General features: G+C 61.7%; 16 protein-coding genes. 12 read left to right on the top strand and 4 right to left on the bottom strand.

Features of this window, described 5'->3' with window-relative positions; genetic code table 11:
- Window positions 1-10 precede the first annotated feature (10 nt).
- From PR017_RS23950 to tssH, 4 genes are all read right to left on the bottom strand, one after another.
- Window positions 11-892 (bottom strand): RNase A-like domain-containing protein, encoded by an 882-nt coding sequence (locus PR017_RS23950; protein WP_111217192.1) that lies wholly within the window; start codon window positions 890-892, stop codon window positions 11-13.
- 103 nt (window positions 893-995) lie between these two features.
- A complete protein-coding gene (locus tag PR017_RS23945) occupies window positions 996-1,589 on the bottom strand; it encodes a hypothetical protein (protein ID WP_111217194.1) in 594 nt (197 codons plus the stop codon).
- A gap of 74 nt (window positions 1,590-1,663) precedes the next feature.
- Window positions 1,664-2,140 (bottom strand): Hcp family type VI secretion system effector, encoded by a 477-nt coding sequence (locus PR017_RS23940; protein WP_111217196.1) that lies wholly within the window; start codon window positions 2,138-2,140, stop codon window positions 1,664-1,666.
- Between the two features lie 39 nt (window positions 2,141-2,179).
- Window positions 2,180-4,957 (bottom strand): type VI secretion system ATPase TssH, encoded by a 2,778-nt coding sequence (gene tssH, locus PR017_RS23935; RefSeq protein ID WP_111217198.1) that lies wholly within the window; start codon window positions 4,955-4,957, stop codon window positions 2,180-2,182.
- A 251-nt stretch (window positions 4,958-5,208) separates the two neighbouring features.
- On the opposite strand from tssH, the gene tssA reads away from it, so the two are divergent.
- The 12 genes from tssA (at window position 5,209) to tssM (ending at window position 21,778) form a co-directional block, all read left to right on the top strand.
- A complete protein-coding gene (gene tssA, locus PR017_RS23930) occupies window positions 5,209-6,276 on the top strand; it encodes a type VI secretion system protein TssA (RefSeq protein ID WP_111217200.1) in 1,068 nt (355 codons plus the stop codon).
- A gap of 86 nt (window positions 6,277-6,362) precedes the next feature.
- Window positions 6,363-6,887 carry a type VI secretion system contractile sheath small subunit gene (tssB, locus tag PR017_RS23925; RefSeq protein ID WP_111217202.1) on the top strand — a complete coding sequence of 175 codons (525 nt, stop codon included), beginning with the start codon at window positions 6,363-6,365 and terminating at the stop codon, window positions 6,885-6,887.
- 115 nt (window positions 6,888-7,002) lie between these two features.
- Window positions 7,003-8,484, top strand: a complete 1,482-nt coding sequence (tssC, locus tag PR017_RS23920) for a type VI secretion system contractile sheath large subunit (RefSeq protein WP_111217204.1) — start codon at window positions 7,003-7,005, stop codon at window positions 8,482-8,484.
- 129 nt (window positions 8,485-8,613) lie between these two features.
- Window positions 8,614-9,999 (top strand): type VI secretion system contractile sheath large subunit, encoded by a 1,386-nt coding sequence (tssC, locus tag PR017_RS23915; RefSeq protein WP_111217206.1) that lies wholly within the window; start codon window positions 8,614-8,616, stop codon window positions 9,997-9,999.
- A complete protein-coding gene (locus tag PR017_RS23910) occupies window positions 9,996-10,835 on the top strand; it encodes a type VI secretion system accessory protein TagJ (RefSeq protein ID WP_111217208.1) in 840 nt (279 codons plus the stop codon). The genes tssC (PR017_RS23915) and PR017_RS23910 overlap by 4 nt, the downstream gene beginning before the upstream one ends.
- Window positions 10,828-11,337 carry a type VI secretion system baseplate subunit TssE gene (gene tssE, locus PR017_RS23905; protein ID WP_111217210.1) on the top strand — a complete coding sequence of 170 codons (510 nt, stop codon included), beginning with the start codon at window positions 10,828-10,830 and terminating at the stop codon, window positions 11,335-11,337. The genes PR017_RS23910 and tssE overlap by 8 nt, the downstream gene beginning before the upstream one ends.
- Window positions 11,330-13,111 (top strand): type VI secretion system baseplate subunit TssF, encoded by a 1,782-nt coding sequence (tssF, locus tag PR017_RS23900; RefSeq protein ID WP_111217212.1) that lies wholly within the window; start codon window positions 11,330-11,332, stop codon window positions 13,109-13,111. Before tssE ends, tssF begins: the two co-directional genes overlap by 8 nt.
- A gap of 18 nt (window positions 13,112-13,129) precedes the next feature.
- Entirely contained in the window at window positions 13,130-14,197 is a 1,068-nt protein-coding gene (gene tssG, locus PR017_RS23895) for a type VI secretion system baseplate subunit TssG (RefSeq protein WP_111217214.1), read from the top strand.
- A complete protein-coding gene (locus PR017_RS23890; protein WP_111217216.1) occupies window positions 14,187-15,440 on the top strand; it encodes an FHA domain-containing protein in 1,254 nt (417 codons plus the stop codon). The genes tssG and PR017_RS23890 overlap by 11 nt, the downstream gene beginning before the upstream one ends.
- Window positions 15,430-16,770, top strand: coding sequence for a type VI secretion system baseplate subunit TssK (tssK, locus tag PR017_RS23885; RefSeq protein ID WP_111217218.1), 1,341 nt, complete (start codon window positions 15,430-15,432; stop codon window positions 16,768-16,770). The genes PR017_RS23890 and tssK overlap by 11 nt, the downstream gene beginning before the upstream one ends.
- Window positions 16,767-18,296: a type VI secretion system protein TssL, long form gene (gene tssL / locus PR017_RS23880; RefSeq protein WP_111217220.1), complete on the top strand. Its 1,530-nt coding sequence runs from the start codon at window positions 16,767-16,769 to the stop codon at window positions 18,294-18,296. The genes tssK and tssL overlap by 4 nt, the downstream gene beginning before the upstream one ends.
- Window positions 18,296-21,778, top strand: a complete 3,483-nt coding sequence (gene tssM, locus PR017_RS23875; RefSeq protein ID WP_111217222.1) for a type VI secretion system membrane subunit TssM — start codon at window positions 18,296-18,298, stop codon at window positions 21,776-21,778. Before tssL ends, tssM begins: the two co-directional genes overlap by 1 nt.
- Window positions 21,779-21,786: the final 8 nt, after the last annotated feature.

The following is a 21,786-nucleotide window of genomic DNA, read 5'->3' as shown; positions in this document are numbered from 1 at the left end:
TTCTCCTGCATCATGGGATGGGAAAGGAGGTGAGGACGAAATAGGGTCGGCCGGCATAGGTCTCGCGCATCAACCGCACTTGCACCCGGGTCATCGGCTGAATTTTCTGCGTCGATTTCAAAATTCCCCGTCCGACGTTTCGCCCGAAATCCATTTCAAGCTTGAGGACGTTTCCCGTTCCTGCATTTTTGGACCAGGCAATGATCCGCGCCCGGTTGGTCTGCAGCGTGCGCGTCACGGCGCGTTCGGCGGTAACGAGGTCGCTGTAGGTGGAGATGGATTTCGGGGCCCGCCCGCGGCTCGCCATCTCGCTCATCCGCTCGAGCAGCTCCTGGTCTGTCCAGCCGACATGTCGGGCGACGGTATGGCCGCCGACGGATACGCCATCCTCTGCCTCCTGGCGCATCAGCGAGATCCGTCCGGCACGGACCGCGCCGACGCGAACGGCACCCGCTATCGCCGACCCTGCGAGCGGCACCAGAATTTCAACAGCAAGCGAAACGTTCGCGGCTGTCTCCGGGCTGGCGCCGAGGCTTTTCGCCAGCGACGTGACGCCCTGCTCGGAAAGCGAGCTCAGATTGCGCCCGCTCCAGATTTGACGGCCCCCGGTGACACACTGATCAAGGCCGTGAGCCCCGAGAGCCAGGCCGCCCGCCTTTGTGACCATGGTCGGTTCGGGCGCCGCCAGAAGCGCGGTGGCCCCCAGCAATTCCGTGCCGCAACCCAGCAACCGCAGGCCGCCGATGATGCGGTTGCCGATGGTGCCCTGCGGCTCCAGCGTCTCGTTCTCCAGCACCGCTGCCAGCTGGGTCGGTGACAAAGCGAGCCTCAGACCGTCCTGGGGCTCGTCGGCGGAACCGGGCGCCACACGCGCATTCGCCAACGCTGTCATGGCCTGCCCCTTCCAACGACATGCTCAAAGAGCGCTCCCGGCAGAGGCAGGGTGCTGAAAGTCTGCCCTCTCTCGGGAGCGATCTTTGCCATTTTGTCGATCCTCAGCCGGTTGCCGCAAGCGAGCCTTGCGAGAAATGCCGCACGAAATTGTCGACCAGCGTGTGCCGTTCGAAATAGTGAAGCAGATCGAGCCTGTTGGTTCGCGTGTTGAAGTAGGCTGCAGCGATCGGATTTTCGTCCTTCTTTTCCAGGAAGGTCACCGCAGGGTTGCCGTAGAGCAGTCGGGTGGGCGCGGGATCTTCGCCGAGTATGCGCATGAAGGGCAGCGTCAGCGATTTCTTGTAGTGCTCGAGGGCCTTTGCGGTGAAAATGCTCTTCTTGCCGACATAGCGATTGAGCACACCGACCTTTCCATTCGGCCGGGTGGTGATCTGTTTTCCGGGCTTTATGAATTCCGAAAGCCATTCGCTAGCGCCGGGCGATCCCTGGATTCTCCGTCCCTTGAAGTAGACGTCTTCGCCAGCGGTGATCGTGAAGACCCGCCGGACGACTTGCAGGTGGCTGGTCCCGACGAGCTTGATGCCGCCGATCTTCTTGTTCGGTGCCACCATGCCGAAGATGCTCTCGTCGAAAACCTCCTCGACGATCAAATTGTAGTCCGTCAACGCGACCTTATCGATGTCAGGATTGCCCATCCGCAATCTCCTCAAAGCAAAGTGCATGGGTCAGGGGCGCCGGATCGATCCGGCGCCCGCTATCGTTGAGGTCGTTAAGCCGCCTTGGTGGTGGCGAGATCGTAGGAAGCGATCATCGGCGACTGCGGCGACTGGTTCTCGTCGAACGGCGTGTACTTCACTTCCATCTTGGTGAAGTTGAGCTTAATCGTTTCGATCGGCCGGTCACCGTTGGAATCGATCGAATAGCTGGCGATCAGGGTGTTGGTGAGGTTATATTCGATATAGGTCTCGCCGGGGTTACCGGTCGTGACGAGATGGATCACTGTCCGCTTACCGGTGCGGCCGGAGCAAGCTTCCTGGAACAGCTTGGTCGACGAGGAGTCGCTGACCTTGGTCAGGATAACTTCCGAAATCGTCGGCTCGGACGCTTCGCGGTTGGCTGCGGAACCCGCAGAGGTGTTCATGTTGCGGGAAACATTCCAGTGGATGGCTTCGATATCCATCCATTTGCGATGCTGCTCATGCGTTGCATCACCCTGAATACCATCGATCTGCAGATAAATCGGCATGCATAACTCTCCTGTGATCGGATTATTGCCTCGTTGCGTCTAAGGCGTCTTTGCCTCTCGTCGTGCTGTTCCCCGAGCGCGCTTGGCATTTCGGGGATTGATATCCGCCTCCCGGTTTTCCCCCGGCGGGACGAATTGCGGTTGGGCGCCCGCGTCGCCGGCAGTGATGCCGAAGCCGTGTGCGCTGTACTCGATGGCGATGGTAGCGACCTTGCGACCTTCCGATACCGCATCCAGGAAGAAGGTCGACAGGACGGGCATGAGGTCGCGGGCAATCATGATCTCGATAGCCCGTGCCCCCATCTCGCTCGCCTTGGCCCTGCCCACCAGACTTTCACGCGCCTCCTTGGAAAGCGACACCGATGTCCCGTAAGCCGAGCCTATCCGCTGCCGGATGCGCTCGATCTGGATGTCCACAATCCCGGCAAGCGTCTCTGCCTGGAGCGGCATGAAAGGCAGGATGGTGGTGCGGCCAAGGAAGGCCGGCTTGAAATGCTTTTGTAGCTCAGGCAGAAGCAACGCCTCGAGCGCCTCGCCTTCCGGCATTGTGTCGGGGTCTGTCGCGAGTGTCGCCAGTAATTCCGACCCAGTATTGGCGGTCATGAAAATGGTGGTGTTCTTGAAGTCGATGTCGCGACCTTCGCCGTCGCGCAACACACCCTTGTCGAACACCTGGTAGAAGATTTCCTGGACGCCCTGGTGTGCCTTGTCGATTTCGTCGAGCAGGAGCACGCCATAGGGACGCCGCCGTACCGCCTCTGTCAGAACCCCGCCCTCGCCGTAGCCGACATAGCCGGGAGGCGAGCCGAGAAGCATGGAAATCTTGTGCTCCTCCTTGAATTCCGACATGTTGATCGTCGTCAGATGCTGCGGTCCGCCATAGAGCATGTCGGCAAGCGAAAGCGCGGTCTCGGTCTTACCGGTACCGGACATCCCCACCAGCAGGAAGACTGCCGGCGGACGACGAGGGTCGGAAAGACCGGCACGGGCGGCGCGCATGGCAGCCGCAATCCGGTCAATCGCCGCATCCTGCCCAAGAACCCGCTCCTTGAGTTTTGCATCGAGCGATTTGACCGTCCCGACCTGATCCGACAGAAGCTTGCCGACCGGTATCCCTGTCCAACGTGCCACCACGGCAGCTACGACATCCCTGTTGACCACCCGGGGCACGAGTGGCTTTTCGCCGGCGACACCCGAAAGAGTTTGCTCCGCCGCCACCAAGGCGGCTCTGGCGCCCTCCGCACTCATCGGTTGGGTCGGGAAGGACGCGATGTTGTCTGCCACGGCCGAGGCCTCGCCGGCGCTCATCTCCGCGACACTGCCGTCCTCACTGAAGAGGGACTCGAGCCTGTCCGCCTCGCGCGCCAGGCGTATCTCTTCGTCGAGCTTGGCCTGGACGGTTTCGATTTCGGAGGCAATGGCGACCGCCGTCGCCTCTATCTCGGCAATCCGCGCTGCCGTTTCCGGGGTCTGGGGCTCATTGCGCAACCAGGCTGCTTCCTGCGCCAGGAGATCACGCTCGCTGGTGAGCTGCCGCATCGCCTCCGGTACGGTCTGCCTCGAAAGGGCAACTGCGGCGGCGGCGGTGTCGATCAGGCTGATTGCCTTGTCCGGCAGTTGCCGGGATGGCATATAGCGCGCCGAAAGCTGCACGGCGGCGACGATTGCCTCGTCTCGAATGCGGACCTGATGGTGTTTTTTTAGGTTTTCAGCGACGCCACGCAGCATGCGGATCGCGGTCTGCTCATCCGGCTCGAGAACCTGGACCATCTGGAAACGACGGGTCAAGGCAGCATCTTTTTCGATGAACCGCTTGTATTCGCTCCACGTCGTCGCTGCTATCGTCCGGAGTTCGCCGCGCGCCAGGGCCGGCTTCAGGATATTTGCAGCATCCCCCTGCCCCGCCTGACCACCGGCTCCGATAAGGCCATGGGCCTCGTCGATAAACAGGATGATCGGAGAGGTCGAGGACTTGACAGCGTCGACAACCCCATGCAAGCGCCGCTCGAACTCGCCTTTAACGCCCGCGCCTGCCTGCAGCAGGCTGAGGTCCAGCAACAGTAGTTTAACGTCCTTCAGTCGCTCGGGCACATTGCCGGCGACGATTTCGAGCGCGAAGGCCTCGGCAACTGCTGTCTTGCCGACACCCGCCTCGCCGACGAGGATGGGATTGTTTTGCCGCCTGCGCATCAGGATATCGACGACCTGACGCAACTCGCTGTCCCGACCGATAACCGGATCAATCCTGCCGTCGCGGGCATCTGAGGTCATGTCGCGGGTGTAGAGGCGCAGAAACTCGTTTTCGGCGGTCGAAACGGGCGAAGGTGTTGGTGTCGGGTTGGAATTATCCTGCGGAGAGTTTGCTGCATTTTCCAGCAGCAGGTCTAGCTTGGCCCTGTCGAGACGGCGCAGCGACGGCGCGATGCCGCGCGCGACAACCCGCAATCCGGAATCGGTGCTCAGAGCAGCCAGCAGGTCGAGAAAGACGACTTTGCTCCGTCCGTATTGCAGGGATGCTGTCAGCCAAGCTTCGCGCGCCAGAGCGAGAAGGTTTTGGGAGAGCGCCAGAGAAGCTTGCTCCTCGCGTGCCATGTCGGCAACGGCGGTATCGAGTTCGCTGCGCAAACTCTCGCTCGAGATGTTTAGCTCTTCAAGTATGGCGGAGTATTCCGGCAAGTCTAACAGCGCACGAAGCCAATGCGAGACTTCCACGACCGGGTGTTGGTGACGCGCCGCAAGCGACGCACCTGTCTCAAGACCGACACGTAAGTTCTGATCGAGAGTTCTGATCAGACGACTGATATCGATATTCGACATCCAGCAGGCCCTGCCTTTTTGAGGAAGTTCTGTGGTCTTTCGAAATGCAAAACGACAACTAGGGCGGCAACCCAGCCTTGTCCAGATCAAAAAAACCTCTATCTTGAAATTTGTCAATTCCTAAAATTGTCACAAATGTGTCGTGGTCTTACGGAGGTTGACAAAGAAAAATGCGGCGCCAATTATGACAAGAAGTTGCCTGTTTCTAATTTATTAAGCATATCCCCGTCGATCTCAGGAGTATCTTGCGCGTGAATGTGCTTCAGATTGCAGATCCCATTGATCAATACAGTCCGTGCGGAGAAAACGTGCGCGACAGCGCTACATTGCGCGGGATATACTATAGTATTAAGGATGCAAGAACGTCAGCGAGAACTGCAGAGCGTGCAATAGATCCGGGTGAGACTATTGGAGTGGCCCCGGCGTGGCAGGATGTCAACAATCTTGGATTGCAACTTCTTTCTTCAAAGACCAAGGACATCGAAGTATTAGCGTGGCTTGCTGAAGCTCAATTAAGGATAAGAGGCTTCGAAGGATTACGGGATGTCTACGTTGCCACTGCGTCGCTTTTGGACAACTACTTCGATACTCTTCATTCTATCGGCGACGACGACTTCGAGGAACGCTTTGCGCCGCTCGCTGGACTTAATGGCATCGGCGGAGAAGGCACGATAATCCAGGCCATCCGCCTGACGTCGCTGGTTGCAGACGGAAAATTCGGCCAATTCTCACTTTGGGACTTCCAGCTCGGACAGCGAAATGGACAGTCGCATCGCCGCGAAGAGCTAGAGCAGGCCGCGACCGAGGCCGGTGTCGCAGCCATGAAAAACCATTTGGCGTCGGTTACCGATTGCATCCAGGCCTATGATAGGCTCGTTGAAATCCTGGATCAGAAGTGTGGAAACCAGGCTCCGCCAAGCTCGAATACCCGCAATGCATTGCAGGAAGTGGCGGCCGCAATCCGGGTTCTTGCAGGTATCGAGGCAGCCGATCCGGAACCTCCGGCAACGGCAAACGGTCCCGAGATGCAGGTATCCGTTTCCGAACAACCTCAGGCCGACCCGGCGGCAGCGCGACCGCTGACGGCAGATACGATCCGCTCTCGCGAGCAGGCGTTCGAGATATTGGCTGTGGTCGCCCGTTACTTTCGCCGAACCGAGCCGCATTCGCCGATTGCTCTTTCGATAGAGACGCTTGTGCGCCGGGGACGGATGGATTTCTCCGAACTCCTCGCCGAACTTCTCCCTGAACAGAACACCCGCTACGCGGTTTTGACCGCGGCCGGCATAAACCCCTCGACCGACAAATCTGGAGGTTGAAGGCGCAACTGACGACGGGCCTTGCCCGACAGCAATCTGCAAAAGACTGAAATCGTGATCTGCCGATGGCAGGAAGGAGAACACCGATGGCAAGCGTGCATGAAAAACTGGAAAGGGTCCGCAAGCCCCGTGTCCATATCAAATACGAAGTCGAAACCGAAGGCGCGATGGTGGTCAAGGAGTTGCCGTTCGTCGTCGGCGTGCTCGGCGACTTTTCCGGAACACCGACGCAGCCGTTGAAGCCCTTTGGCGAACGGAAATTCGTCCAGATCGACCGTGACAATTTTGACGACGTGATGCGTCGCATGACGCCCGGCCTAACGCTATCCGTCGAAAACACGCTGAAGAATGACGGCACCGAGCTTCCGGTTTCGCTGAAATTCGAAAGCATGGACGATTTCGATCCGGGCTCTATCGTCAACCAGGTGCCTGCACTGAAAGCCCTGCTCGACGCCCGCAACGAATTGCGCGACCTGATGAGCAAGGCGGACCGCTCCGAAGAGCTGGAACGGCTGCTCGAAGACATCCTGCAGAACAAAGCCGACCTGTCCGAACTCGTTGCCCAGCTTGGTCGCGACAAGGTGAGTGAAGCAACGAACCCAGCCAAATGAGTGCTGGCAGCACACACCGTCCGGTGAGCTGCCGTCTCCACCATTTTGTTCGAACAGCACTGCGCTCCAGAATGAGACGATCTGAGCCGCTGTCCCGGTAGGAAGGATTTGACCAATGAGCACTGAAACGCAATTGCAGACCCCGCAGCAGGCCGATGCTGTCGCCGATGGCGATCTGCTCGCCAAGGTCGTTGCGGCCACCCGCCAGACAGAGCCGGATCGCGCCCAGGATCTGTTGCGTACCCTGACGGACCAGGCCCTTGCCGGCACAGTCACCTATGACCGTAATCTGACGATCACGCTGAACAACGCCATCGCTGAACTCGACAAGACAATTTCGGCCCAGCTGGCTGCGATCATGCAGGCGCCCGAATTCGTCAAGCTGGAAGGCACATGGCGCGGGCTGCAGTATCTCGTCAAGAACAGCGAGACCAGCGTCAACCTGAAGATCCGCGTGCTGAACGCTTCGAAGCGTGAAGTCAGCAAGGATCTGGCCAAGGCGGTCGAGTTCGATCAGTCACGGCTGTTCAAATCGGTCTACGAAGACGAGTTCGGCACACCCGGCGGCGAGCCGATGGGCGCCCTGATCGGCGATTACGAGTTCGACAATTCATTCGACGACGTACAGCTCCTGCAGGGCATCTCGTCCATCGCGGCGGCAGCGTTCGCGCCGTTCATCTCGGCGGCCAGCCCGCGTATGTTCGGGTTCGACGACTTCCGCGAACTTGCTAAGCCACGCGATCTCGAGAAAATCTTCGAAACTGTCGAATACGCCAAATGGCGGGGGATGCGCGATAGCGAGGACAGCCGTTTCGTCACGCTGGCCATGCCACGCGTCCTGGCGCGCATGCCCTATGGACCGCAAACCAGCAGGATCGACGAGTTCAACTACGACGAAACCGGCGGCTCCAAGAATGGCGAACTACCGCACGAGAACTACTGCTGGATGAACGCTGCCTATGTGATGGGCACGCGGTTGACGGAAGCCTTTGCCAAGAGCGGCTGGTGCACCGCCATTCGTGGTGCGGAAAATGGCGGCAAGGTTGAAGGTCTGCCGATGCATGTGTTTGCCAGCGACGACGGCGACCTCGATCTCAAATGCCCGACGGAAGTCGGAATTACTGACCGCCGCGATGCGGAACTCGGCAAGCTCGGCTTCCTGCCGCTCTGCCACTACAAGAACACCGACTATGCCGTGTTCTTCGGTGCGCAGACGACGCACAAGCCAAAGCTCTACGACCGCCCGGAAGCGACAGCGAACGCAGCCGTTTCGGCCCGCCTGCCCTACATGATGGCCACGTCTCGCTTTGCCCATTACCTGAAGGTCATGGGACGAGACAAGATCGGCTCGTTCATGGAGGCCAAGGATTGCGAGGCCTGGCTGAACCGTTGGATTTCCAACTACGTCAACGCCAATGACGAAGCCGGTGAAGAGTCCCGCGCGAAATACCCGTTGCGCGACGCCAAGGTCACCGTCCAGGAAATTCCCGGCAAGCCGGGCGCTTACAATGCCGTCGCCTGGATGCGGCCATGGTTGCAGATGGAGGAACTGACGACCTCGCTCAGAATGGTCGCGCGCATTCCGTCCAAGTCCTGATGCGGCAGCACACGCGGCGCCCCGCCGCGTGTGCGCCCCGAACTCGCTTTAGAATTTCACGCAGGGTTCGGGACCGGCTGCCGCGGGGCACTTATCCGAAACTGCTTTGGATCTGACACCAGGATGACAATGGGTTCTCGCACAGAGTGGAGGCGCCGGGCGGACCAGTTGATCGCACTGATCGACGAGGCTCTGAACCGCCAGGTGAACGAAATCCTGCACCATCCCGACTTCCAGGCCATGGAAGCGCGCTGGCGTGGGCTCGCCATGCTCGTGCGCGAATCCGGCCACAGCGGCGACGTCAAGATCAAGATCCTCAGTTTCAGCTGGCTGGAGCTGGCGCGCAGCATGGAGAGAGCCTCCGATTTCGACCAGAGCCACCTGTTCGAACTGGTTTACAATCGTGAATTCGGCATGCCAGGAGGCGAGCCGTTCGGCATGCTTGTCGGCGACTACCATTTCTCGCCGACCGAGCCCGAGGGGGCCGACGCCGTCAGTGCTCTGACGCAATTGGGCATGACGGCAGCAGCGGCATTCTGCCCCTTCGTCGCCGGAGCCTCCCCACAAGCGCTGGGGATCGAGGAGTTCGCCGAACTCAACCGCGTGCAGGATTTTTCGTGGCTGGCCAGTCAACCGGCGCGGTTACGCTGGAACAGCCTTCGGGCTCGCGACGACTCGCGTTTCCTGGGCCTTGTCGCGCCTCGTGTCCTGATGCGTCCCGCGCATGAGCCCTTCGCCCGCAGGCGTGACGACGGTTTTCCGTTCCGCGAAAGCATCGCGGCAGATGGCAGTTCGCTTCTCTGGGGCAACGCCGCCTTTGCCTTCGCCACCGTGGTGATCCGCAATTTCATCGAGGCAGGCTGGTTTGCCGATATCCGCGGCGTCACGCAGGATGCCGTCGACGGCGGCCTGTTAAGCGGGGCAGAATTGGCGCCTTACGATTTCGGCACCGAAAGCAACGGCCTCTCGGCCCAGCCGCCGGTTGAAACAAGGCTGACCAGCGTCCAGGAACAGCAGTTCTGCGAGCTCGGCCTTATCCCGGTGGGCACCACCTATCTGTCGGCTTCGGCAATCTTCAACTCCAACCAGTCGATGCACGCGCCGCCACACTATGCCAACGAACATGCCTCCCAGAACGCGCAGCTTGCTGCGATGCTGCAATACGTGCTCTGCGCATCGCGTTTCGCCCATTATCTGAAGGTGATCATGCGCGACGAGATCGGCCTGCTGTCCGACGCGATTTTGATCCAGCGTAAGCTCGAGGACTGGCTGACGGGCTATACGCTCGGCAACGATGACGCCGACCTATCCCTCAGGACGCGCTTCCCGCTTCGCTCTGCCGGCATCACCGTGCATGAAGTCCCGGGAAAGCCCGGAACCTTCTCCTGTACCGTCCGTCTTCAGCCACATTTCCAGCTCGACGACGTTTCCACCAGCTTCCACCTCATCGCAGAAACGGCAAACACGGCGGCCGCGAATTCGCGTGCGGCAGCCCCTGAAAGGATGTCCGCATGACCTTGTCCGAAAGCATTTCAGAGGCGCTAGGTAGGGACGCTCTCGACGAGGCGCTGCAAGCGGCAAAGGCCCATATCAAGGCCAAGCCGTCCGACCAGGACGCTCGCCATCTCTATATCGACTTGCTGATCCTCGCCGGCGACTACGAGCGGGCCGACAACCAGTGCGGCCTGGCTGCGACCTTTGCACCGGAGGCGACAATGGGGTTCGCCCTGCTGCGAAACATGCTGCGCGGCATGGCAGCACGTGACGCGTGGTTTGCAACGGGTGCCGTCCCAGAATTCCCCGGCGGTCCGAGCGACCTCGACAAGCTCGCGCTGCGCATCGGCATCGCCAACCGGACGGGCGACCGTGAAGATACGCAAAAGACCCTCGCAGTTCTGGAAGAACAACGCGGCGAGCGGGCAATGACCTGGAACGGCAAGCCGGTGTCGGACTTCCGCGATCTCGACGACCGCATGCCCCATGCGCTGGAAGTCATCATGTCCGGCGGCGGCTATCTGTGGGTCGACTTTTCCAAGATCGCCGCTATTGCCGTCGAGCCGATTGCGAGGCCCCGCGACCTTGCCTTCCGCAGCGCCGAACTGTCGCTCACCGACGGCGCCGTCGCATCCGTCCTCATCCCGGCGATCTATCCCGGCAGCGGCAGCGACGACAAGCTGCGGCTCGGCCGGGAGACGCAATGGGTGGAAGAGCCGACCGGGATTACCACCGGGCGCGGCCAGCGCTGCTTCCTCGCCGGCGACGACTTGGTCTCCTTCCACGACATGCAGAGCCTGGAGCAGCCGCACCCCTCCAACAACCGCAAATCTGGAAAGCAGACCGCAAATGGCTGATCCGCTGGAGCGTTATCGACCGCGTGACCGTGTGCTTTCCCGATCGATCCTCGACCGGTTGATCGACGAAGAACCCGATCGCCTGTTCGATCCGCCGGCAAGCACCGTCGAGCAGATCCGTACAATGCGCGAGTCCATCCGCCGTGATCTCGAGGCGCTGCTCAACACGCGCCGCTGCCCCGAGGCACCGCCCGCATCCCTTTCGGAGCTCAAGGATGCGCTGGTCAGCTACGGTATCGATGGCATGGTCTCGGCCAATCTCGCCACCGACGAGGCCAAGTTGAAACTTGCGCAGATGGTCGAGCGCCGCATCTCCATGTTCGAGACCCGCCTTTCGGATGTTCGCGTGACGATCCTCAAGAGCCGGACCATGACCGAGCGGGCTTTGCGGATGAGAATACAGGCGACGTTTCGCTTGCACGAGGGCATGCCGCCGATCAGCTTCGAGTCGACCATCGATCCTTCGACCCAGCGCTTCCTGGTGGAGGCGGCCAATGGCTGAGGGGTTCCTGCACCGCTACAATGATGAATTGCTGGCACTGCGCCGGCGGGCCGCGCGCTTTGCAGAAGCTTTTCCGAAGATCGCCGGTCGCCTGCGGATGACCGGCGATGTCGCCGACGACCCGCATGTCGAACGATTGATCCAGAGCTTTGCCTACTCCGCTGCCCGCGTCCGCCAGAAGCTCGATGACGAATTTCCGGAACTCAGCGACGGGCTGCTCGAAACGCTTTACCCGCACTATCTCGCCCCGCTTCCCTCGATGAGCATCGTCCGCTTCACACCGAGCGAAACCCTAGCCTCCATACAGACGGTGCCGCGCCACACGGAAATCCTTGCCGAACCGGTGGGCGGCGAGGCCTGCCGTTTTCGGACCACCCAGGATGTCGAAATGGCGCCGGTGGAGATTTACGACGCCGGGCTGACCGGCCAGCCGATCAACGCGCCGCTTTCGCCCTATGCCGGGGCCGCCGGCTGCATCAGGCTTTCGCTGCGCTCCCTTGACCCGCGCAAGCCGATGTGCGAACTCGGCCTCGAACGTCTTCGCCTCCATATCGCCTCGCCCTGGCAGCAGGCGGTCGGCATCTACGAACTGCTCTGCAACAACACGCTCGGGATAGCGCTGGCAAAACACGCGGACGATCCATCGCCGATCTTCCTGCCGGCACGCAACCTCAAGCCGGTCGGCTTCGAGCCGCAGCAGGCGATGCTGCCTTACCCCGCCCCAAGTTTCATCGGCTACCGGTTGCTAACGGAGTTTTTCGCCCTGCCGCGAAAGTTCCTGTTCATCGATATCGAAGGACTGGGAGCCTGGAGAGGCGGGCCGCTCGAAATCTTCATCTACCTCAAGGAAACCGACGCGAAGCTCGAGCGTGCGTTGTCGGTCCGTGACTTCGCCCCGCATGCCGCACCCGCCGTCAACCTTTTCCGGCAGACCTGCGAGCCGATTGCAGTCGATGGCACGCGGACCGAATATCGCCTCCTGCCGGATGCCCGCCGCCAGAAGACACGCGAAATCTACGCAATCGACAGGGTACTTCTGACAGGATCGCGTGGTGAGGAAGATTTTTGCCAACCATTCTTCGGCCGTTCGCAAAGGCTGGGCAACAGCGCTGCCTACTGGCAATCCTATCGCCGGTTCGACGAGGACGACGGCACCAGCGACATGGATATCGGCTTCGTCAATCGCGACCGTCACGCGGCCGGCAGGATGGATGCCGTGGCGAGCATCGATGCCTTGTGCATCAATCGCGATCTGCCGGAACAATTGCCCTTCGGCGGCGGTCATCCTTTCCTGCAACTCGCCTCCGGTCATGAAGCCGTGGCCGGTGTGGAAGCGCTGATCCCTCCGACCCCATCGGTCAGGATGAACGATCAGGACGGCCGGAACTGGCGGCTCATATCCCATCTGCTGCTCAACCACCTGTCGCTCTTCGACAACGAGGGAGCGGCTTTGAAGGACATCCTCTCGCTCTATGCTTTTCGCGACAGCCCGGAAACGAAACAGCTCGTCGATGCGCTGATCCGCATCCGCGCCGACCATTCGACAGCGCGGCTCGGAAGCGGTGGCATGGTGCCCGGCACCGATATCGCGCTGGAATTCGACCCGGCTGCTATCGATCGCCCGTCGGCCTTCCTGTTCGGCGCGGTGCTCGACCGCTTCTTTAGTCTCTACACGTCGGTCAACAGTTTCACCCGGCTAACCATCTCGATGAAAGGCCAGTCCCAACCGATCGCCAGCTGGCCGCCACGTGCCGCCGAGCGGCCACTGCTCTAAGAGGATCTGACGCCAACCATGGATGCATCGACCGCCCGCAAGCCTGACGACATTGCCGTGATCCCCACCGGGGCTCCGTCGGCTGCGGTCGTCGATCTGCTGGAACGCGATCCCGGTCGCTTTGAGCCGGTCACCGCCTTGCGTATCGCCCAGGCAGCGGCCGGAGGCGATCTGGACATCGTTGCGCATACAGGGGTCTCGACCGCACCGCTGCCCGTCAGCGGTTTCAAACGAAAGGGCGGGCGGGTCTCGGTTCGCAGCGCTCTTGCCAGCCTCACGGGTCCGCTTGGATCCATGCCATCGACTTACGACGAGCAGATCCTTCGCCAGGAGCGCAACCGCTCGCGGGCCCTGGCGAGCTTCTTCGATGTCTTCAGCAGCCGCATGGCGGAACTGTTCGCCGATGCCTGCGAGAAGTATCGAATAGCCCGGCGCCTGCGCTGGGGAGGCGATAGGAACGGCAACGCATTCGTCACGTCGCTACTCGCGTTGTCAGGCTTCCGCACAAAACGTCTGATCGACGTCAGCGGTGTCGAGGAGGATATTCTGCTGCGGTTCTCCGGCTTCTTTGCATCCCGCAACCGTAACGCCGCAAGCCTGCGCGCCATGCTGGAAGAATTCACCGGCCTGCCGATCGAAGTCGAACTCTTCCGCGGACGCTGGCTAACCGTGCCACAGGCAGAACGCAGCCAGATGGGCAGTCCGCAGGGCGTCCAGCTTGGCGTCAACGCCACCGCCGGCGCCGCAATTCGCGATTTCAGCGGCGGTTTTCGCATCGTCATCGGGCCGCTCGGCTATGCCGACTATCTGTCGCTGACACCCGGCGAAAAAAACATCAACGAGTTGTTTGCGCTGGCTCGCCTCTATGTCGGAGCCGCCCTCGACTTCGACATCCAGGTTGTCCTCAGGAAAGAAGAAGTTCCGTTTTGCCAACTCGGCCAGGCCGAAGGAGCGTCACCGACGGCCGGGCCACGGCTGGGCTGGAACACCTGGGCACGCCACGAGCCGGCAGTAACGGACAGCGGCGACGCGATCATCGTCGAGCGCCAGCCTGTCATTACCCAGGGAGGTGTGCATGCGGCTTGAACTCAAGCAGATCGGCGGCAACGCTTCATCCTCGGGCGCCCCGGCGAAATGGTATTTAGAGCGGGGCCGTCGGACGCTGGGGCGGTCGGCCGATTGCGACTGGCAGCTGCCGGAAGACCAAAGGTCGGTCTCCAAGCTCCACTGCATCATCGAGCGGGATCGCGACGGATTTGTTTTGCTCGACAAAAGCGCCAACGGCTCGCGCGTGAATGGCGTTACTGTCCACGAGGGCGAAACGGCTCGGCTCGGCGACCGTTCGCGGCTCGAACTTGGCGGTCTTGCCTTTGCCGTCTCGATATCTGGCGAGCGCGCCCACGATGTGGAAGATCCCGACGCGGGTATCGCGCTCAGCGACGAGCCACTCACGATCTCCGCCATCCTTGCGGATATTTCGTCAGGCGGCGGAAGCGCAAGCGGCATTCTCGGCGAGCGGGAGGGAGACGCATGGTCGATGCGCGCAACCGACGTGCCGACCGGCGGGACGCGCGGCAGGCAAGGTGCCCCTTCTTCGCGAAACGTCGAGATTGGCTGGGACGGCCCGCCTCAACTGGAATCGGCCACTAAATTGTTGCCCGACGACTGGCATATCGATGGGTCTTCGGACTTCGGGGATCACATCGAACATGGGTCGGCAACACGCGTCTCAGTACCGATCGCCCGGGTACGCCCGATGGCTGCCACGGAGGACGCAGGCGCGGAAGACTTCATCCCGCCTGAAGCAGCACAAGAACCAGGGTCCGCTGAGTTCACACAACTTCCTGCCGGTAGCACCAATGCTCTGGTCGACACTATGGAAGCGCTGCTGACGCGCATGGAAGAGACCCTTGATGGCGCCTATCAAGTGTTCGACATCGACCAGCCGGGCATCGAGCCTGCGCCAGATCGATCTGGTCAAAGCCGTGAAGATTTCGTCGCCAGCCGCGCCGAGGCCTTGCTGATACGCCAGCGTCGGCTGACCGATGCCCTCGAGAAGCTGATGCGAGAGGCAAGCCGGTTGATGGAGCCTCGCATCCTCGAAGCCCGCGTCGATGCGAGCGGCCGTAAGCTTCCCTGGACGCGCAGCCGTGACTACTGGCGAGCTTACCGGATGCAATTCGAAAAAGACGGGAGCACGCTTTCAGTCCGCGACATCTTTCGCGCGGCAATGACAGGCGAAGCGCCGACGACAGGCTTCAAGGTACAAGACCTCGGCGGCATTGCCCCGCCTGAAGGAGAAGAGGGACGACGCGACGATGAGAAATGAGAACCGGGTAGCCTGGAGCGAAGGCATGTTCCTTCGCGTGCAGCATTTCCAGCAGGCGGATCGCTGGACGGAAAGGCTGGTGCGCACCACGACCCGTGGCTTGACCCCCTACCCCTGGGGCGTCGCCGAGATCGGCATCGACCGCAGCGCACTGGCAATCGGCCAGTTCGCGCTGTCGAACCTGCGCGGCATCCTGCCCGACGGCACGCCCTTCGAGGCCCCGATCGATGCCGACCTGCCGTCCGCGCTCGATCTCGACCAGGAGACCAAGAACGCCATCATCTACCTGGCGCTCCCCGCCCGCCAGCCGGGAAAAGCCGACGTGGCGCTGAACGGCGGCGCAAGATTGAACAGCGTTCGCCTAGTCGCCTCCAACTACGAGGCGCCCGACGCCAATGTCGAGACCGATTTCATGGCGCCGATCGACGTCGGTCGATTGAGTCTGCGCTATCTTCAGACGGGCGACGAACTGGCCGGCTACGAGCTGATCGGACTTGCCCGGGTGATCGAGGTTCGCTCCGACCGCGCCGTCATCCTCGATCCTGAATTCATCGCCGCGAGCCTCAACTGTGCTGCCGAATCCCGCTTGACCGAGTTGATGACGGAGCTGCTCGGCATCGTTCGCCACCGCGCCGAGGCAATCGCCGAGCGTATCGGCGATCCCACGATCCGCGGCACAGCAGAAGTCGGCGATTATTTCCTGCTGCAGATCCTCAACCGCGCCGATCCCATGCTGAAGCATATCGCGGCCAACGCAACGCGGATGCACCCGATGGAATTCTACGAGACCTGCATTCAGCTGGCCGGTGAGCTCGCGACCTTTACAACGGACCGCAAGCGCGCGACGGACTTTCCTCCCTATCGGCACGACGACCTCAAGGCAACATTTGCAGCCGTGTTCGACGACCTGCGCGCCTCGCTGTCAGCCGTCCTCGAACAGGCGGCTGTCCTGATCGAGCTTGCCGAACGCCGTCACGGGGTGCGCGTCGGCACGATCAACGACCGGTCGCTGCTGAAGGATGCGGGCTTCGTGCTTGCGGTGCGTGCCGAAATGCCGGCAGAGGACGTGCGACGCAAGCTGCCGGCGCAGATCAAGGTCGGCCCTGTCGAACGGATCGCCGAACTCGTCAACGTCGCCTTGCCCGGCATTCCGGTTCGCCCCCTGCCCGTGCTGCCGCGTCAGCTACCCTACCGGTCCGGCACGATCTACTTCGAACTCGACACCAAAAATCCGCTTTGGAAACAACTCGAGACTTCCGGCGCCATCGCCATGCATCTTGCTGGCGATTTCCCGGGCCTCGAGATGGAACTGTGGGCCCTGAGAGAATGAGCAACGAACCCACACCCGGCTGGAAAGACCAGCCGACCCTCGTCGAAGTGACCGACGAGGGTGTCAGGAAGAACCAATCCGCACAGAAAATGGCGGAGATGCTCGACGATGTGCTGGACGCCGGCCATACACCGGCGGGAGCCGGCACGCCCGGCGGCTGGTCCGTCGAGACGATGGTGCGCGACTTCCGCTTCGGCGGCGAGGAGGTGCCGACACTGGTACGATCCGCAGCCCCGTTGCTGAACCTTGCGCACATGCTGCGCTACAACGAAGAGCAGCCGGACATCGAACAGCTGCGGCGGGTCGCGGTCGAGGCGGTCGGCCGCTATGAGCGGGATCTGGCGGGCGCGCGCATCAGCCAGGAGCGAGCCCGCGCCGCGCATTACGTGATCTGCGCCACCGTCGACGACGTCATCCTCAGCAAGCCCTGGGGCGTGCGCGCCGGATGGGCACGATCCGGGCTGGTCTCCACATTCCACATGGACGTGACGGGCGGCGACCGGGTGTTCGACCTTCTCGATCACTTCCATCAAAGTCCCGGTGCCAACAAGGACCTGCTGCTGCTGATCTACCTCAGCCTGTCGCTTGCCTTCGAGGGCCGTACCCGGGTATCGCCGCGCGGAAACCTCGAACTCGGTCGTATTCGCGACAGTCTCTACAAGACGCTGCTGGGTCAGTACGGGATTTTTGAACGCGAGCTTTCACCGCACTGGAAGGGCGTTTCGGCGCGCCACAAGCCGCTGCGCACGTCGGTCGCCCTCTGGACCTTGCTCTCGCTTCTGGCGCTCGTTCTTGCGCTCGGCTACCTGTTCTTCACACTCTCGCTCAACGGCGCTTCAGATGGGACCTTCCAGCGGCTTGCCGGCCTCCCGCCGCGCGATGCACCGAGCTTGCTCATCAGCGCGCCCCAACCGCCGCCGGAGCAGCAAAAAGCAACCGTTGTCGAGCCGAAGCCTCAACCGCCGGCCGAGCCTACGCCGAAGATCGCTCCGCCGCCAAGCCGGCTCGACAATCTCCTCGCCTTCCTTCAGCCGGAGGTCGACAAGAAGTTGGTGACCCTGTCGGATTCCAATGGGAAGCTGCTCGTCCGTATCAACAACTCCGGCCTGTTCGAGGTCGGCAGCGCCGAGGTGAGCCCCGAATTCCAGGGCTTGATCCAGCGTATCGGCGGCGCTCTCGCGCAAGAAAATTTCCGCGCGGTCGTCATCGGCTATACGGACAATATCCCCATCCGCACGATCCAGTTCCCATCGAACTGGCATCTTTCGGAAGCGCGCGCAAAGGCCGTGGGTGACATTCTCACAAGCTTTACCGGGCCGGGTGCCATCCTGACCGAGGGCCGTGCCGATAGCGATCCGATTGCCGACAATGCCACGCCGGCAGGCCGCGAGATGAACCGCCGTACCGAGATCCTCGTGCTCACCGACCCATCGGAAAGGTTGACCGATGCCGGCCTCAAGGTCCCGCCGGCCAAGGCCGAGCCACAGGTCACGCCCGAGACCCCTGCGAAGCCAGGTGCAAACTGATGAACAATCCGCTGAGCCTTTTCTATACGCTGCGTTCCTACGTCGAAGCCTATGCCGGCCTCATCGGACGGCGTTTCATTACCGTCATCTGGGTAGCGGCGGTCTGCGTCGTCATCTGGTTCTACGGCTCGCTTGCCGCCTATGGCGACTTCAAGCCATTGGCCACGCCCAACGCGCGGATCACGCTCATCGTCGTCGTCATTGTCGCCTGGCTGATCTATCTCGGCTATTCGACCTACCGCGACCGCCGTCGCGACAAGCAGCTTGTAGAGGGCATTGAGCAGGATGCAGCAGCGGAAGCGGCTGCCAGCCAGAACGCGGAAGTCAGCGAGATCCACAATCGGCTGAAGGAAGCACTGCAGCTCCTGAGGAGGATCACGAAGAAGCGCTTCGGCTATATCTATGAGCTTCCCTGGTACGTGATTTTCGGTGCTCCCGGCTCCGGCAAGACGACGGCACTCTCAAACTCCGGTCTGAAATTTCCGCTTGGGGATGCGCTCGGCAGCAACTCCGTCCAGGGAATCGGCGGCACCCGCAATTGCAACTGGTGGTTCACGGACGAAGCGATCCTGATCGATACGGCAGGTCGCTACACCACGCAGGACGATCTTAACGGTACTGCAAAGGCAGGCTGGGAAGGCTTCCTGGGGCTGCTTCGCAAATACCGCCGCTCGCAGCCGATCAACGGCGCCCTGCTGACGCTTTCGATCGGCGACCTCCTGACCCGCGATGCAGAAGCACAACGCGAGGAAATCCGCGTCATCCGCCAGCGCCTTTCAGAACTCGACGAGCAGCTGCAGGCGCGCGTCCCGGTCTATCTGGTCCTGACCAAGGCCGACCTTCTGACCGGCTTCGTCGAATTCTTCGACGGCCTCAACAAGTCGGACCGCGAGCAGGTCTGGGGGACGACGTTCGGGCTCGACGAGAGCTACAAGGCCGAGACCCTTCCCGAGCTTTATCTCGCGGAATTCACATTGCTGCAGGAACGGGTCGGCTCGATGCTGATCGAGCGCCTGCAACAGGAGCCCAACCCCGAACTGCGCGGCCGCATCTTCCGCTTTCCTGCCGAACTCGCTGCACTGAAGGAACGCCTTCACGACGTGATGGCCGAGCTTTGCTCCGGCTCCAAGCTCATCGAGCCCCCCTTGTTGCGGGGCGTCTATTTCGCCTCGGGCACGCAGGCTGGCCCTTCTGTCGCCGCAGCCTCCCAGTCGCGTCGCAGCTATTTCCTGTCGCGGCTTTTCAAGGACGTCATCTTCGAGGAAGCCTCGCTCGTATCCCGCGACAAGCGGTTGTCGCGTCGCCAGGTGTTCTTCCGCCGGGCGGCCTACGCATCCGCCATTCTGGTTCTCGCCGTGGTGTTGACCAGCTGGACTGCAACCTACTTCCAGAATACCGCGGCAATTGCCAGCGCCGACCGCCGTATCGATGCCTACGAGCAGTCCATTCGCGGCGTGCGCGTGCGTGATGTGTCGGATGCCGATTTCCTCCGTATTCTGCCGGCCTTCGACAACCTTGCAGCTGTGACCACCGATTTCTCGAAAACGCGCGTTTGGCCCGTCAGCTTCGGGCTCGACCAGGAGGGCAAGGTCGCGGCCCGGCAGCGCGACGCCTACCAGAGGGCGCTGAACGCCCTTCTCCTGCCGCGCATGCTGGTGCAATTGCAAAAGCAGATGACGGAGACCACGGACGTGGCGGCGACCTTCAACGCCCTCAAGCTCTATGGTATGCTCGGCGGCCTTGGAAAAATCGAGCCTGATTTTGTGAGCCTCGAAGCCGAAGACATGTTCACCGCCCTTTACCCCGGCGAAGGGCGTGCCACAGCCCGCCACGCGCTGATTGCCCATGCAAAGGCGATGGCGGACGGTGTCCTGCCACCTATCGAGCTGGACGATACCCTGATCGCCAAGGCGCGCGATACCATCCGCCCGCAAAGCCTTGCGAGCCGAACCTACGATATTCTGGCAAACGAGCGCTCCTCCCGCGATTTGCCGGCGTGGACCCCCGCAAGCGCGCTTGGCGCGTTTGGCGAACAGGCGTTCGAACGTGCATCGAAGACGCCGCTGCAGGATGGCATTCCGGGCATCTTCTCAACGACCGGTTATCGCACGGTCGTGCTGCCTGACATCACCGATGCAGCCCGAGAGGCGCTCGACGAGAGCTGGGTGCGCGGTGAGGCCAATCCGGCCGGAACCACCATCGATACGACGGCGCAGGCAGCACTCCAGCTTTATTTCAACAGCTTCGAACAGCGCTGGACGGCGCTGCTGAGCGACATGCGGGTCAAGCCTTCCCAGACGATCGGCGACGCCGCGGAAACGACCCGGATCCTTGCAAGCGAACCCAGCCCCGTCGAGGGCTTGGCGAAATCCATCGTTGCGACCACCGATCTTCGAGCCCCCGGCACCGATGTGGCCTCCACCGGTGACGCAGACCCGGTTAGTGCGACGAATGCACTGACCGCAGCAGCCGATGCGCCGGATCCCTTCGGTGGCCTGCGTGCCGCGCTCGAAGTGCCGGCCGGGCAGACGCCGATCTCGGACCAGGCCAAGGATGCCCCGAAATCGCCTATAGGCCAGCTAAAACCGCTGCTGCAGAAAGTCCATGACCAGTTGTCCAGGGCTACCACCTCGACGGCCGAAGTCGCCAAGGTATTCGACGTCGACAGCCAGCTTACCGACGCCAACCAGGACCTCCTGCAGCAGGCACGGCGCCTGCCACCGCCGGTCGATACCTGGATGGCAGGACTGGCGGCGGATGTCGGCTCTCTGGCGGTCAAATCCGCCCGCACACGGATCAGCGACTCCTGGACGGCAGAAGGTGCTAGCTTCTGCTCCAGCGTCATTGCCGGCAGATACCCGTTTGACAGGCAATCGCCCCGAGACGTGGCGATGAGCGATTTCATCCGGCTGTTCGGGCCGAAAGGCCTGTTCAAGACGTTCTTCAGCGAAAAGCTGGCTGCCTTTGTCGATACCAGTTCCACCCCCTGGGGCTGGAAGGGTACGTTCGGCGCGAAGAGCATCCCGAGCGAGGCAGTCGCCCAGTTCGAGAATGCCGACAAGATCAACCGCGCCTTTTTCCCGGCGGGAAGCGAGAACCCGGCTGTCGCGATCAACATCAAGCCCGTCTCGCTGTCTGAGGGCGCCAACGCAGTGATGCTCGAGATCGAGGGAGAACGTGTTGTATATTTCCACGGGCCCGTACAATCGAAATCGATTTCCTGGCCATCGACATCGCCAAGCAGCGTCTCCCGCCTCGCCTTCCAGCCCGGCGGCTGGGAGCAGGCGCTGACGGAAAACGGCGACTGGTCGCCTTTCCGCCTCTTCGACGATGCCAAGATCGACAACCAGGGCAGCGATCTCTTCCGGGCATCCTTCAGCAAAAGCGGCCAGGTCGCGGAATTCGACGTGCAGTTCGGCTCGGTCCTCAATCCCTTCCGGCTGGAAGCGCTTTCGGCGTTTTCCTGCCCGGCACAATTCTGAGTGGATCG

The organism is Rhizobium tumorigenes, from assembly GCF_003240565.2.
GTDB lineage: Bacteria > Pseudomonadota > Alphaproteobacteria > Rhizobiales > Rhizobiaceae > Rhizobium > Rhizobium tumorigenes.
The sequence above is the reverse complement of the archived record's forward strand: the minus strand, read 5'-3'. Positions and strand labels throughout refer to the sequence as shown.

Bases quoted from the DNA above. Each gene is read 5' to 3' on its own strand.
- PR017_RS23950 (WP_111217192.1), bottom strand. From the start codon at position 892: ATGACAGCGTTGGCGAATGCGCGTGTGGCGCCCGGTTCCGCCGACGAG.
- PR017_RS23945 (WP_111217194.1), bottom strand. From the start codon at position 1,589: ATGGGCAATCCTGACATCGATAAGGTCGCGTTGACGGACTACAATTTG.
- PR017_RS23940 (WP_111217196.1), bottom strand. From the start codon at position 2,140: ATGCCGATTTATCTGCAGATCGATGGTATTCAGGGTGATGCAACGCAT.
- tssH (WP_111217198.1), bottom strand. From the start codon at position 4,957: ATGTCGAATATCGATATCAGTCGTCTGATCAGAACTCTCGATCAGAAC.
- tssB (WP_111217202.1), top strand. From the start codon at position 6,363: ATGGCAAGCGTGCATGAAAAACTGGAAAGGGTCCGCAAGCCCCGTGTC.
- tssC (WP_111217204.1), top strand. From the start codon at position 7,003: ATGAGCACTGAAACGCAATTGCAGACCCCGCAGCAGGCCGATGCTGTC.
- tssC (WP_111217206.1), top strand. From the start codon at position 8,614: ATGGGTTCTCGCACAGAGTGGAGGCGCCGGGCGGACCAGTTGATCGCA.
- PR017_RS23910 (WP_111217208.1), top strand. From the start codon at position 9,996: ATGACCTTGTCCGAAAGCATTTCAGAGGCGCTAGGTAGGGACGCTCTC.
- tssE (WP_111217210.1), top strand. From the start codon at position 10,828: ATGGCTGATCCGCTGGAGCGTTATCGACCGCGTGACCGTGTGCTTTCC.
- tssF (WP_111217212.1), top strand. From the start codon at position 11,330: ATGGCTGAGGGGTTCCTGCACCGCTACAATGATGAATTGCTGGCACTG.
- tssG (WP_111217214.1), top strand. From the start codon at position 13,130: ATGGATGCATCGACCGCCCGCAAGCCTGACGACATTGCCGTGATCCCC.
- PR017_RS23890 (WP_111217216.1), top strand. From the start codon at position 14,187: ATGCGGCTTGAACTCAAGCAGATCGGCGGCAACGCTTCATCCTCGGGC.
- tssK (WP_111217218.1), top strand. From the start codon at position 15,430: ATGAGAAATGAGAACCGGGTAGCCTGGAGCGAAGGCATGTTCCTTCGC.
- tssL (WP_111217220.1), top strand. From the start codon at position 16,767: ATGAGCAACGAACCCACACCCGGCTGGAAAGACCAGCCGACCCTCGTC.
- tssM (WP_111217222.1), top strand. From the start codon at position 18,296: ATGAACAATCCGCTGAGCCTTTTCTATACGCTGCGTTCCTACGTCGAA.